The organism is Pseudomonas sp. SWRI50 (genome assembly GCF_014269095.1).
GTDB classification, from domain to species: Bacteria; Pseudomonadota; Gammaproteobacteria; order Pseudomonadales; family Pseudomonadaceae; genus Aquipseudomonas; species Aquipseudomonas kermanshahensis.
The window spans coordinates 1-12,655 of the sequence record NZ_JABWRW010000029.1 but is presented as its reverse complement, the minus strand read 5'-3'; the positions used below and the strand labels follow the sequence as shown (position 1 = coordinate 12,655).

Below are 12,655 nucleotides of genomic sequence, written 5' to 3'. Positions count from 1 at the left end.
GCCGTACTTCAGAAACTTGGCAGCATGGGCCTCATGACTCAATGAGGCACTCACCATGCGTAAATTCCTTTTAATCTCCGCCCTCACCCTTGCAGGCCTCAGCACGGCCAATTCTGCAAACTCCCAAAGCCTTTCGCCGACTGTCGGTCTGCCACTGAACCACCCTGGCATCCTGGTTGACACCGCACTTTTGAATCTCGTCAAAGCCCGATTAGACACGCAGCCTTGGAAGGATGCCTTTGCGCAAGCCAAGCACAGTAAATGGGCCGCTGAGGACTACAAGGCCACCCCCTTCGCCAAGGTTGAATGCGGCTCGGGCTCCACTAACCCACGCGTTGGCTGCTTTGAAGAAATGGATGACGCAGCGGCGACGTACACACAGGCGTTGCTGTGGTCGTATACCGGTAATCCTCAATATGCCGCGAACGTCAGAAGCATTCTGCTGGCGTGGGCAACGACGCTGACGGGCGGACATCAGGCAAGTAATGGCCCATTGCAAGCTGCCTGGACCGCCGCACTCTTTACCCGGGGCCTTGAAATCGTCGATGAAGGCTACACCGGTTGGTTGCCGGATGAACGGGCGAAGGTTAAGAAAATGCTCACAGAGCAGCACCTCCCCACTATCAGGCAGATGTTCATCTCTGGCTCGCTGTGCCATAACAAGAACTGGCATGCCACCGCGATTGAGGCAATGGCCAATATCGGTATCGTCACGGATGACCGCGCGTTATTCGACGAAGCCATCGGGCGTTGGCATCAACTCGTACCTGCTTATATTTATGACGAGCAAAACGATAACAGGCCGCCCAATGCACCGTGGTGCAGGCTCGATGACGATCGCATCAAGGCCCACTGGCACTTTCCCACCCACTACGTGAAGGGCCTTAGCCAAGAAACCTGCCGTGACCTCGCCCACACTTCAATGGGCTTGGCAGCCATCATCAATGTCGCAGAAACCGCCAGGCTGCAGGGCGTCGATTTGTATAGCAAAGAGCAGCAACGCATCGTCGCAGCGCTGGAACTGCATAGCGCGCAGATGAATGGCAACATCCCGCAGCCGCTCTGCGAAGGGCCTATCCGCGAGAACATCAGCGGCACCTTCGAAATTGCCTACAACCATTACGCACTGCGCAAAGGGGTCAACCTGCCCGAGACGCAAACATTTCTGGCAAAAATACGCCCACAAGTGGGCGCGTTTCACCTGCGCTGGGAAACGCTCACCCATGGGCTGACGGGCTCGCTGCAAGGCAATCGCTGACCCCAGCACACGCACATCGAACTTTCGCACCGCTGAACGGCTCAGTTTCTGGAGTAACCCTGCCCCGCTCATCCCGGCCCAAGGAGTACTCCAGTGCTGCGCTACCTCACCACCCTGCTGCTCGGCTGCCTGCTGAGCACCCACCTGCTGGCGGCCGACCCCGCCCCCACCGACGCACAACCTGCCGAACCGGAGCCGGTACTTCAGGGCGGCCTGCTCGGTGCCTTGGCCGACGGCCTGGACAGTGCCGCCCAGGAGCTTGACCTGGATGCCCACTTGGTCGACGCCTGGCGCCTGCGCACTGACCGTGCAGCCAAGGAAGTGGAACGCCTGGTCGATCGCCATTCGGCCAGTGACTCGCTCACCCTGGCAGGTAACTTCATCCTGCTGACATTCACTTGGGCCGCGGCCTTCGCAGCGCTCACCACCCTTGGCCGCTGGGGCGCCACGCGCAGCGCCCGCACGGCATGGTTGCGCGAACGCCCACGTGCCAGCAGCCTGCTCGGCTACCTGCTGCCCTATACGCTTCCCGCCCTGGCCAGCTTGCCGCTGACCTTGTATGTCAGCCGCTTTCTCGACCCATCGATCGCCCGCGCCCTGGGCCTGAGCCTGTCGTACGCCACCAGCAGCGGCCTGTTCTCTACCTCGATCATCCTGTGCCTGGTCACCCTGTTCGACGCGGGCCACAAACGTTCGGCCGTGGCAGTGATCAAACGCCTGGCACCGCGTCCGCTGTTCCTGATCGGCTTCCTGGCCGCCTGGAGCGATGCGCTGACCAGCCCGCAGATCGCCCGCCAGTTAGGCGGCAACATCACCGCCAGCATCGCGGTACTCACCGGCCTCACCGCCACGGTCATCTTTGCCAGCCTGGTGATTCGCCTGCGCCGCCCGGTTGCCCACCTGATCCGCAACCGCGCCTTCAAGGACCGCCTGCAACACCGGGCGGTGCAGGAAACCCTGCGCATCTTCTCGGTAGTGTGGTATTTGCCAATCCTGCTGATGATTCTGGTCTCGGCCATTCACCTGATCGGCGCTGGCGAAGAAAGCCAGAAGGCGCTGCAAAAAGCCTTGCTGACCACGGTGCTGCTGGTGTCCACGCTGTTTCTCAGTACTTTGCTGCAACACCTGTTGGCGCCCCGCGAAGCCGATGCTGGGCAACGGGTACGGCCTTACAAGGAACTGCTGCGCAGCCTGGCCCACGCGCTGCTGCGCATTGCCATGGCGGTGGCCTTCATCGAACTGCTGGGGCGTATCTGGGGCGTCTCGGTCATCGGCTTCGCCCTGAGCAACCGCCTGGGCCAGGCCATCAGCAATTCGCTGTCGAGCATCGGCCTGATCCTGCTGGTCACCTGGCTGCTCTGGGTGGTGCTCGACACCGCTATCCAGGAAGCACTCAAACCAGCGCCCGGGCGCCGTACCGCGCGCCAGCCGAGCACGCGGGTGCGGACCATCCTGCCCATGCTGCGCAATGCCATCAAAGTGGTGCTGATCGTCATCTGCACCATCACCACCATGGCCAACCTGGGCATCAACGTCGCGCCGCTGCTGGCCGGTGCCGGGGTGATCGGCCTGGCCATCGGCTTTGGCTCGCAGCAACTGGTGCAGGACGTGATCACCGGGCTGTTCATCCTGATCGAAGACACCATCTCGATCGGCGACTGGGTGGTGCTCGACTCTGGCCACGCCGGCACTGTCGAAAGCCTGACCATCCGTACCCTGCGCCTGCGCGACGGCAAGGGGTTTGTGCACTCGGTGCCGTTTGGCCAGATCAAGGCGGTCACCAACCAGTCGCGGCAGTTCGCCTATGCGTTTTTCTCGGTGCAATTCACCTACGACAGCGATGTGGACCAGTCGCTGGCGCTGATCCATGAGGTGGGGCAATCAATCAGCGACGACCCGCTGCTGCGCATCAACCTGCAGGGGCCGTTGCAGGTATTCGGGGTCGACCGCATGGACTTGAACGGGTTTGTGCTGACGGCGCAGTTCCGCACCATTTCCGGTGGGCAGTATGCGGTGAGCCGCGCGTTCAACGAGCGGCTGAAGAAGCGGGTGGACCAGACGGAGCAGGTGAGCTTTGCCCAGGTGTATCCGCTGCCTATGCGTGGAGTTTCAGCGTGATGCAGGCTTCACCGGCCCTTTCGCGGGCTTGCCCGCGAAGGGGCCAGCAAAGCAAGCCTCAAACCTGCCGGAATACCAAGGCTTTAAGGCCCCCAGCCGGATCCGCATCAGGAAACTCCGGCGGGTTCTCCAGTCGCTCGACAAAAGCCAACGCCGGCGCCTGCTCGGCCATGCCTTCGATCAAAAACTCTGGCCCGATCCCCGGGTCGTTCACACAGGCCAGCACGGTCCCGCCCTCATTCAGCAGCTCCGGCAACCGCCGCAGAATCTTCGCGTAATCCTGGGTCAGCACAAAGCTGCCCTTCTGGAAGGTGGGCGGGTCGATGATGATCAAGTCATAGGGCCCGTACTTGCGCACCTTGCCCCAGGACTTGAACAGCTCATGCCCCAAGTACGCCACCCGTGACGCATCGTGGCCATTGAGCCGGTGGTTGTCTCGCCCACGGGACAACGCCGACTTGGCCATGTCCAGGTTCACTACCTGCTCCGCCCCACCCGCAATGGCCGCTACCGAGAAACCGCAGGTATAGGCAAACAGGTTGAGCACCCGCTTGCCTGCTGCCTGTTCGCGTACCCAGCGTCGGCCATAGCGCATGTCCAGGAACAGGCCATTGTTCTGACGTACGCCCAGGTCCAGCAGGTAAGTCAGGCCGTCCTCGACGACCTCCCGCTGCTGGCACGGCTCGCCCCACAGCCATTGGCCGGGGCTGTCCGGCAGGTAGCGATGCTGGATGAGGATGGCCTGGCCATGCCATTGCGGGCGCTGGGCGAGGTTACTCAGCATGGCCTCCAACTCTTCCAATTGGCCTTCAGGCGGCTCACGGAACAGCGCCACCGACAGCACGCCTTGCAGCCAGTCCACCGTCACCTGCTCAAGGCCCGGCCAGCAGCGGCCACGGCCGTGGAACAGGCGACGGGTTTCCTGTGGGGCGGGGTCGAGGGCGGCGAGCAGGTGTTGCTCAAGGGTCTGGATCGGCGAGGTCATGGCGGGTCGCAAGCTGGAAAAAGCGGCATTCTACCCTTGCGGGCCTCTTCGCGGGTAAACCCGCTCCCACCCGTACTGCACCGCTTCGAAGGACAGCACGATACCTGTGGTAGCGGGTTACCCGCGAAGAGGCCCGCAAGGTCACCTCAATGTTTGGCTGCAACCCGCGCAGAACTAAACCACCATCCCTGCTGCATCCCCGCCGCTGCCAGCAGAATCAGTGCCACGCCCAGCCATTGCAACGGTGCCAGCCGGTGCCCAAAGGCCACCCAGTCGACAAGAATTGCCGCAATCGGGTAAACGAACGACAGCGCGCCAGTCAGTGCGGTAGGCAAGCGCTGAATAGCGCTGTACAGCAACACATACATCACACCGGTATGAACGATGCCGAGGGTCACCAGGCTGGCCAGCGCCGAAGTCTCACCCGGCAACCCACCCAGCTTGACCCACGGTGCCAGCAGCAGCACGCCGGTGGCAACCTGGATCAATGCAATCAGGTGCGGTGGCGTACCTTTAAGGCGCTTGATGATCAACGCAGCGATTGCATACAAAAACGCCGCGCCCAGCGCCAGGCCAATACCCAGCAGGTAATCCTCGCCACTGCCCTGCCCCACGCCGTGGGCACTGACGATAGCCAGCATGCCCAGGAAGGCAACGCTCAACCAGGTGACCTTGGGCAAGGTGATCTTTTCGCCCAGAAACACAGCCGCCAGGCCCACCAGCATGAACGGTTGGACGTTGTAAACGGCGGTGCCGATGGCGATCGAAGCGCGTGAATAAGAGGCAAACAGCAACACCCAGTTGCCGACGATGGCCACACCGCTAGCAATCGCCAGCAGAAACGCCGTGCGGCCGATCACACCCGGTTTGAGAAAGCCCAAGGCCGCGCAGATCACCAGCAACGTGCCCGTACCGAACACGCATCGCCAGAACACCACGTCGAGTACTGGCTGGCCCGACACCAGCACGAACCAGCCGATAGTCCCGGAAATCAGCATGGCAGCGACCATTTCCAGCGAGCCACGGCGCAATGAACTGTCCATCTCACACCTCCGTTGATAATGGCAACAGTATGCAAAGGGTGACGGGGGACCTTCCAGCGGATATCAAAGGCGCATCCGCCAGCTTGCCTTTACTATCAAGGCAAATCACCCGAATAGCCTGATGAGGTTACGCATGACCGATGCTATCGACCAACTGCTGATCAACGCGTTGATGGAAGACTCGCGGCGCTCACTCAAGGCCCTGGCGCAGATCAGTGGCTTGTCTGCCCCCAGCGTCAGCGAGCGCTTGCGCCGCCTGGAAGAACGCGGCGTCTTGCGCGGTTACACCGTGGATGTCGACCCACGCAGTTTTGGTTACCAGTTGCAGGCGATCGTGCGTATCCGCCCGCTGCCGGGGCAGTTGCAGGAAGTGGAGCGGCAGATCATTGCGATCCCTGAATTCACCGAATGCGACAAGGTGACCGGCGAGGACTGCTTCATTGCGCGTTTGCATGTGCGCTCGATGGAACAGCTTGACACCCTGCTCGACCGGATCAATGTGCTGGCCGAAACCAACACCGCGATCATCAAGAAGAGCCCGGTGAAGCGACGCCTGCCGCCGATGGGCTGAACCTACCTCTAAGTGGTCGGCATAGGCAAAAGCTGACTATTTTTTGTACACATAAATGTCACTATAGGTGCCATTTTTGTGTGCACTTTTCTCAACCGTGCCCCAATACGTTACACCCTCCGCGCTACTTATTTTGACCAATTGATCAACTAATATAACGATCAAAAAATAAAAGCTGTTTAATTGGTCAAATTTTATTTCCTTAATTTCATTTAGTTAGCGTTAAACAAGACGATTTCAAAACAATGGAAACTTGAACGTCGCTTTTCGGCTGGCATGGAACTCGCTTTTGTGTGTTCGTGTTTTGTATACAAGTTAGGCAAAACATAAATACACAAGAACCCGCGACGCCGCCCTACCCGTCGGCCGCCGCGCCCAGAACCCAGTGATGCCGACGCTGCACCGACGAGATGGCGAGCCCGTGCGCATTGCCCGCTCATCGCAGTCCACGTGCATCAGGAGCCTGCCGGAATGCGTACAAGCCTCGACCTTGCCCCTGAACTTTCCGTCGCCAGCAGCAACCCCATCTCCACACTTGCCGGCCCTGCGCCAGCACTTGAACTGAGCCCACGCCTGCACAACCGCGACCTCGCCCCGACACGCGCCGAAGGTCGGCGCTGGGGCGGTTACAGCATCTTTGCGTTATGGACCAACGATGTGCACAACATCGCCAACTACTCGTTCGCCATGGGGCTGTTCGCCCTCGGGCTGGGCGGCTGGCAGATACTGGTGTCGCTGGCCATTGGTGCGGCGCTGGTGTACTTCTTCATGAACCTGTCCGGTTACATGGGGCAAAAGACCGGCGTACCGTTTCCGGTCATCAGCCGCATTGCCTTCGGTATCCATGGCGCGCAAATACCGGCGTTGATCCGCGCGGTCATTGCCATTGCCTGGTTCGGCATCCAAACCTACCTGGCCTCGGTCGTGCTGCGCGTGCTGCTGACCGCCGTATGGCCGCAACTGGCCGTCCACGACCAGGACAGCATCCTTGGCCTGTCGAGCCTGGGCTGGGTCTGCTTCGTGGCGATCTGGCTGGTGCAGTTGGTGATCCTCGCCTACGGCATGGAGATGGTACGCCGCTACGAGGCCTTCGCCGGCCCGGTGATCCTGCTCACCGTCGCCAGCCTGGCGGTGTTCATGTACTTCAAGGCCGACGCGCGTATCGCCTGGTCGGTGGCGGCGCCGCTGACCGGTTACGAGATGTGGCGCAACATCTTCGCGGGCGGTGCCCTGTGGTTGGCGATCTACGGCACCCTGGTGCTCAACTTCTGCGACTTCGCCCGCTCTTCGCCCTGCCGCAAGACCATCCGCGTCGGCAACTTCTGGGGCTTGCCGGTGAATATCCTGGTGTTCGCGATGATCACCGTGGTGCTGTGCGGCGCGCAGTTCCAGATCAACGGCCAGATCATCGACAGCCCGACGCAGATCGTCGCCAGCATCCCCAACACCCCCTTCCTGGTCCTGGGTTGCCTGGCCTTCCTGATCGTCACGGTGGCCGTGAATATCATGGCCAACTTCGTCGCCCCAGCCTTCGTGCTCAGCAACCTGGCGCCACGCCACCTGAACTTCCGTCGCGCGGGGCTGATCAGCGCCACCCTCGCCGTGCTGATCCTGCCCTGGAACCTGTACAACAGCCCGCTGGTGATCGTGTACTTCCTGTCAGGCCTGGGCGCCCTGCTCGGCCCGCTGTACGGGGTGATCATGGCCGACTACTGGTTGCTGCGCAAAGGCTGCATCAACGTGCCGCAGCTGTACAGCGAAGACCCGGCCGGCGCCTATCACTACACCAAGGGCATCAACCTGCGCGCCGTGGCCGCCTTCGTGCCGGCCGCACTGCTGGCCATCGTGCTCGCCCTGGTACCCAACTTCCATAGCGTGGCGCCGTTCTCCTGGCTGATCGGTGCCGGCATCGCCGCGGCCCTTTACCTGCTGATCGCGCCACGCAACCGCCACTACCTGGATGTCAGCGGTGAGTGCATCGCCGTTGACCACAGCAGCCACTGATCAGGGAGAACTGTCCATGCGTATTCTGATTGCCAACGTCAACACCACCGAAGCCATCACCGAGGCCATCGCCGAGCAGGCGCGCGCCGTTGCCGCGCCAGGTACCGAAATCATCGGCCTGACCCCGTGGTTTGGCGCCGAGTCGGTGGAGGGCAACTTTGAAAGCTACCTGGCGGCCATCGCGGTGATGGACCGGGTGCTGGCCTACGATGGGCCCTACGATGCAGTGATTCAGGCCGGCTACGGTGAGCACGGCCGCGAAGGCCTGCAAGAGCTGCTGAACGTCCCCGTGGTGGACATCACCGATGCCGCCGCCAGCACGGCCATGTACCTGGGCCACGCCTACTCGGTGGTGACCACCCTGGACCGCACCGTGCCTTTGATCGAAGACCGCTTGCGGCTTTCCGGCCTGTACGACCGCTGCGCGTCGGTGCGCGCCAGTGGCCTGGCCGTGCTCGAACTGGAGGCCGACCCGCAGCGTGCCGTGGAAGCCATCGTCGAGCAGGCCGAGCGCGCTGTGCGCGACGACAAGGCCGAGGTGATCTGCCTGGGTTGCGGAGGCATGGCGGGGCTGGATGAGCAGATCCGTCAACGCACCGGCGTGCCGGTGGTGGACGGTGTAAGTGCGGCGGTGACCATTGCCGAGTCGCTGGTGCGGATGGGGTTGAGTACGTCGAAGGTGCGGACCTACGCCACACCGAGGGTGAAGAAAGTGGTGGGCTGGCCGATGCGCTTCGGGCGTTAACGCTACTTCGTGTTTACCGACCTCTTCGCGGCTAAAGTCGCACAGGTTCAGCGCTGTGTTCAGGCACTGCGCGGCCCCTGTAGGAGCGGGTTCACCCGCGAAGAGGCCGGTACACTCAGCGCAATATCCTGGCCAACCGCTCCCCACTGCCACAGGCCAACGTAAAACCCAGTGCCCCATGCCCCAGGTTCAGCCACAGGTTCCGATACGCCGTCGCCCCAATGATCGGCACCCCGGTAGGCGTCGCTGGCCGCATCCCCGCCCATTCCACCGCCTGCCCGTAGTCGGCGGCGTTGGGCAGCGTATCCAGCGCCAGCCGGCGCATGCTGTCGAGTCGGCGCGCATCCACCGATTCATCGTAACCGACGATATCCACCATCGCCGCAACCCGCAGCTGGCGGTCCAGGCGCGCATAGACGATCTTGCGCTCGTAGTCGGTAACACTGACCTCCGGCGCCCGATGCTCAGGGGCAATCGGCGCAGTCAGGCTGTAGCCCTTCAGCGGATAGACCGGCAACTTCAAACCCGGTAGCGCCAACCCCGCACTGCGATGACCCGCACACAGCACCAGGCGCTGCACATCCACCTGCTCGCTGCCCAATTGCAACGCAACCACCCGATCGTGATGTGCGACCAGCTGAGTCACTGGCTTACCGAGCAAAAACTGGCACTGCCCGGATGCGCGCAAACGCTCGGCCAGGCGTACACAGAAGCGGTGACAGTCGGCGACTTCCTCATCAGGTGTGAGCACGCCCCCCACGAACGGCCCCCCGGCCAAGGCCGGCTCCAGGGCTTTGAGCTCGGCGGCATCGAGCACGCGTTGGTTGATTGGATCGAGCAGGCGCCTGCGCCCTTGGTTGAACGCCCGCTCACTGCGAAAGGCGACCAGCTTGCCGTTACGCCGCCAGGCAAAATCCGTCAGCTCATCCTCCTCGCGCCAGCGCGCCAGGGCGGCTTGGCTTTCCAGCGCCAACGCCAGCAGTTGTGCGCCATTGCGAGCATTGACACGGCTGCGACAGGCCATCATGAACGCCAGTAACCAACGCCACTGCGCCGGGTCGAATCGCAACCGCAAACGCAGCGGCGAATCCCCCTGCAGCATCCAGCCCAGTGCCTGCCACGGCACACCGGCATCGGCCAATGGCGCCACATAGCGGTATGACAACTGCCCGCCATTGGCGAAACTGGTGGCAGACGCCAGGCTGTCACGCGCCTCGATCAGCGCTACCGACAGCCCTTCGCGCACCAGCGCATAGGCCGTCGCCAGGCCAATGACACCCCCTCCAATGACCGTCACCTCGTGCTTCATGCGTGGCCCCTGTTTCGGCTTCCTTGCCCACACAGTAGCAGCGCATCAGCTCGGACAGCTATGGGCACCGTCATTGAGGCCCTGCCGCACATTGCGGCTGAGCAGGCTGGCCTTGCCGTCGTGCCAGGTCAGCGTGAGCACATACAGGGTGTCGAAATCGTCGCCGTTCCAGTCCTCGGTAATCACCCGCTCCTCGCCCAGGGCCTTGCCAGCCACGGTATTGATGAGCTCTGGCAGGTAGCCGTGGGACCAAGCGGTGTAGACCGTCGCGTTGCGGTATTTGTCGCTTAGCAACTCCTCGGCCAGTGCGTCGGTGTCGTTGGCACCGTAGTCGATGTTCACCGGCAGCCCCTGGCGGATGGCGCTGGGGGTGATGGTCATCAATGGGCGGATATAGCTGTAGCTCTGGTCCTTGCTGCCTTCCTCGACATGCCGCGATGGGTTGGCGGCGAACACGTAGTCGGCATTGCCAAAACGTTCTGGCAGCAACGTGGCCAGGTCCAATGCCCGGTTGAGGCCTTGGCAGTTCAGTTGCCCGAGCCCCTCGCCCGGTTTCTCGGCGTGGCGCAGGAAGACCAGGGTCTGGGTGCCATCGACCGGCTGCGCACGGCTTTCGACAGCATCCAACGCCAGCGGTATGGCCACAGCCGTGAGCGCCAGGCTCAACAGCAAGTGGCGACGACGGCGGAGAAAGGTTGGCAACTTCATCAAGGCAGGCTCTTGTGGCAGAGAAAATCGGGTTGACCCGCCACGTTGCCCTGCGTCGCAGCCGCAGGGCGTCCTTGTAGTGAGTGCCATCCCTGGCAACGAGTGAGGGTCAGAGTGCCGTCAACCCGTTTGGTTCCTCCCTGAGCGTGATTGCCGTTCCCTAGGCAAGGCCAACGTTAGAGGATGTGTGTTGCTGAATTATGTATACCCTGTATGTATGGCGTGAATGATCTGGCGCCTACGAGACCGACCGCCGCCCGCGCGGCGCTTCGCAGCACAAGGCTGCTCCTACATCGGTTTCAGGCCAATTAGTCCTGTGAGATTGGCGCGCGGCCCCTTTGTGCCCGTCTCAATATCGAGTCGGACAAACAAGGCGGTCGCGCGCTAGGGTGCAAGCGTGACTGGCCCGAAACAAATGTAGGAGCAGCCTTGTGCTGCGAAGCGCCGCGCGGGCGGCGCTCGATCTCGTAGGCACTGCAAACCTCAAGGCATACACCCGCAAAAACTCATCAATATCTCAATCATCCCGCGTCAGCACTTCCAGCAGCTCGATCTCAAACGTCAAATCCGAATTCGGCGGTATCGCCCCCACACTGCGCTCGCCATACCCCAGGTGCGCCGGCACCTGCAGTTTGCGTTTGCCGCCGACGCGCATGCCCATCAAGCCTTGGTCCCACCCTTTGATCACGCGCCCCGTGCCGATCACGCACTGGAAGGGTTTGCCGCGCGACCAGGATGAATCGAACGTGCTGCCGTCGGCCAGCCAGCCGGTGTACTGGGTGGTGATCAGGGCGCCTTTGACGGCGGCTTTACCGTCGCCTTCGACGAGGTCGATGATCTGCAGTTCGCTGCTCATGGGCATGCTCCAACGCTGAAAAAATCAAAGTCGCCCTTTTCTCAGGTATGCACCGGTTTGGCAAGTTCTCGCGGCGTTCCGTGCTGGCGCATGGACCACAGCACGCCGCCAATCACCAGAATGATCGCTGCCGCCTCTAGCACGCTCGGCCCGGTCTGCCGCCAAAGGAAAGCGTAAAGCAGGGCGAACAAGGTTTCGAAGACGATCAGTTGGCCGCTCAGGGTGAGTGGCAGGCGTTTGGAGGCAGCGTTCCACAGCGCCATGGCCAACCACGAACCCAGCACCGCGCAGCCCAGGCTGGCCGCCCAGAACAACCACCAGCGCGCCATCGGCGCGTCCACCTGCAACTGTTGCGGCTGCCACAGGGCCAGGGCTGCGACCATCACCAGGCTGGCCAGCCCGGTCATCACCCCACACAGCACCGACCACTGATGGCTGTCGAAATGCCCGCATTGTTTGAGGTAACGGCTGTTCTGTACCGCGTACCAAGTCCAGCAGGCCAGGGCGGCCAATGCGTAGAACAGGCCCAGGAGCTTGTCGCCGATGTCGCCGGGGGCGAAGGCGAACGTCTGCAGGTTGATGCACAGCATGCCCGCCAGGATCAGCGCCAATGGGCCGATCAACCGCGCCAGCGGTACCGCGCCACTGTCGTTGCGACCGTACAGGGTGATGGTCAGCGGCAGTACGCCGACAATCAGCGAAGCCGGCGCCACGCCTAGACGCTGGATGGCGGCCACCAGGAAAACGAAATAGACCAGGTTGCCGATGACGGCCAGGCGTAGCAGCATCCACGCGTCGTGCAGGGTCAGCTGACGCAGCTGCCGGGCCATGGGCAGTGCCAGCAGCAACGAGATGACCCCGACCATGGCATAGCGCACGCTGCTCAGCAGCATCGGGTTGAACTCGGGCAGCAGCTCAGGGACCATCAACACCATGCCCCACAACGCACCGGCCATGCCGGCGTACATCACACCGCGTCTCACGTCTGCGATCCTCGTTTGAATTGGGCGCAGGCTACTGGTTGTGCGGGGGGGAGGCAATGATTTGGGGGATGGGGG

At 62.2% G+C, this 12,655-nt stretch carries 11 protein-coding genes; 5 read left to right on the top strand and 6 right to left on the bottom strand.

Annotation, left to right across the window (positions count from 1 at the left end; translation table 11 throughout):
* The first annotated feature begins 55 nt into the window (after positions 1-55).
* Positions 56-1,258 (top strand): alginate lyase family protein, encoded by a 1,203-nt coding sequence (locus HU750_RS23290; protein ID WP_186682659.1) that lies wholly within the window; start codon positions 56-58, stop codon positions 1,256-1,258.
* Positions 1,259-1,351: 93 nt separating this feature from the next.
* On the top strand, positions 1,352-3,376 hold the full coding sequence (locus HU750_RS23285) for a mechanosensitive ion channel domain-containing protein (RefSeq protein WP_186682657.1): 2,025 nt from the start codon (positions 1,352-1,354) through the stop codon (positions 3,374-3,376).
* A gap of 58 nt (positions 3,377-3,434) precedes the next feature.
* Here the strand turns inward: HU750_RS23285 and HU750_RS23280 are convergent, their stop codons facing one another.
* Together HU750_RS23280 and HU750_RS23275 are read right to left on the bottom strand one after the other, a co-directional pair.
* Positions 3,435-4,361 (bottom strand): class I SAM-dependent methyltransferase, encoded by a 927-nt coding sequence (locus HU750_RS23280; protein WP_186682636.1) that lies wholly within the window; start codon positions 4,359-4,361, stop codon positions 3,435-3,437.
* Between the two features lie 146 nt (positions 4,362-4,507).
* Positions 4,508-5,404: a DMT family transporter gene (locus HU750_RS23275; RefSeq protein WP_186682634.1), complete on the bottom strand. Its 897-nt coding sequence runs from the start codon at positions 5,402-5,404 to the stop codon at positions 4,508-4,510.
* A gap of 133 nt (positions 5,405-5,537) precedes the next feature.
* Here HU750_RS23275 and HU750_RS23270 point away from each other — a divergent pair, with 133 nt between their 5' ends.
* The 3 genes from HU750_RS23270 to HU750_RS23260 all read left to right on the top strand — a co-directional run bounded on the left by HU750_RS23270 (position 5,538) and on the right by HU750_RS23260 (position 8,724).
* A complete protein-coding gene (locus HU750_RS23270; RefSeq protein WP_027592981.1) occupies positions 5,538-5,975 on the top strand; it encodes an Lrp/AsnC family transcriptional regulator in 438 nt (145 codons plus the stop codon).
* 471 nt (positions 5,976-6,446) lie between these two features.
* The gene (locus tag HU750_RS23265; protein WP_085272517.1) at positions 6,447-7,979 is read left to right on the top strand and encodes an NCS1 family nucleobase:cation symporter-1; all 1,533 of its coding nucleotides are present in this window, start codon (positions 6,447-6,449) and stop codon (positions 7,977-7,979) included.
* Positions 7,980-7,995: 16 nt separating this feature from the next.
* Positions 7,996-8,724, top strand: a complete 729-nt coding sequence (locus tag HU750_RS23260) for an aspartate/glutamate racemase family protein (RefSeq protein ID WP_027592983.1) — start codon at positions 7,996-7,998, stop codon at positions 8,722-8,724.
* Positions 8,725-8,839: 115 nt separating this feature from the next.
* On the opposite strand, the gene HU750_RS23255 is transcribed toward HU750_RS23260, so the two are convergent.
* The 4 genes from HU750_RS23255 to HU750_RS23240 all read right to left on the bottom strand — a co-directional run bounded on the left by HU750_RS23255 (position 8,840) and on the right by HU750_RS23240 (position 12,580).
* The gene (locus HU750_RS23255; protein ID WP_186682632.1) at positions 8,840-10,033 is read right to left on the bottom strand and encodes a D-amino acid dehydrogenase; all 1,194 of its coding nucleotides are present in this window, start codon (positions 10,031-10,033) and stop codon (positions 8,840-8,842) included.
* 45 nt (positions 10,034-10,078) lie between these two features.
* Complete coding sequence (locus tag HU750_RS23250; protein ID WP_186682630.1) at positions 10,079-10,741, bottom strand: histidine phosphatase family protein; 663 nt, start codon at positions 10,739-10,741, stop codon at positions 10,079-10,081.
* A gap of 517 nt (positions 10,742-11,258) precedes the next feature.
* Positions 11,259-11,597 (bottom strand): FKBP-type peptidyl-prolyl cis-trans isomerase, encoded by a 339-nt coding sequence (locus HU750_RS23245; RefSeq protein ID WP_027592986.1) that lies wholly within the window; start codon positions 11,595-11,597, stop codon positions 11,259-11,261.
* A gap of 41 nt (positions 11,598-11,638) precedes the next feature.
* Positions 11,639-12,580: an EamA family transporter gene (locus tag HU750_RS23240; protein WP_186682628.1), complete on the bottom strand. Its 942-nt coding sequence runs from the start codon at positions 12,578-12,580 to the stop codon at positions 11,639-11,641.
* Between the last annotated feature and the right edge of the window lie 75 nt (positions 12,581-12,655).

What these genes read in the sequence shown, in the direction of transcription:
- HU750_RS23250 (WP_186682630.1), bottom strand. Translation starts at nt 10,741, where the DNA reads ATGAAGTTGCCAACCTTTCTCCGCCGTCGTCGCCACTTGCTGTTGAGC.
- HU750_RS23245 (WP_027592986.1), bottom strand. Translation starts at nt 11,597, where the DNA reads ATGAGCAGCGAACTGCAGATCATCGACCTCGTCGAAGGCGACGGTAAA.
- HU750_RS23280 (WP_186682636.1), bottom strand. Translation starts at nt 4,361, where the DNA reads ATGACCTCGCCGATCCAGACCCTTGAGCAACACCTGCTCGCCGCCCTC.
- HU750_RS23275 (WP_186682634.1), bottom strand. Translation starts at nt 5,404, where the DNA reads ATGGACAGTTCATTGCGCCGTGGCTCGCTGGAAATGGTCGCTGCCATG.
- HU750_RS23265 (WP_085272517.1), top strand. Translation starts at nt 6,447, where the DNA reads ATGCGTACAAGCCTCGACCTTGCCCCTGAACTTTCCGTCGCCAGCAGC.
- HU750_RS23260 (WP_027592983.1), top strand. Translation starts at nt 7,996, where the DNA reads ATGCGTATTCTGATTGCCAACGTCAACACCACCGAAGCCATCACCGAG.
- HU750_RS23290 (WP_186682659.1), top strand. Translation starts at nt 56, where the DNA reads ATGCGTAAATTCCTTTTAATCTCCGCCCTCACCCTTGCAGGCCTCAGC.
- HU750_RS23270 (WP_027592981.1), top strand. Translation starts at nt 5,538, where the DNA reads ATGACCGATGCTATCGACCAACTGCTGATCAACGCGTTGATGGAAGAC.
- HU750_RS23255 (WP_186682632.1), bottom strand. Translation starts at nt 10,033, where the DNA reads ATGAAGCACGAGGTGACGGTCATTGGAGGGGGTGTCATTGGCCTGGCG.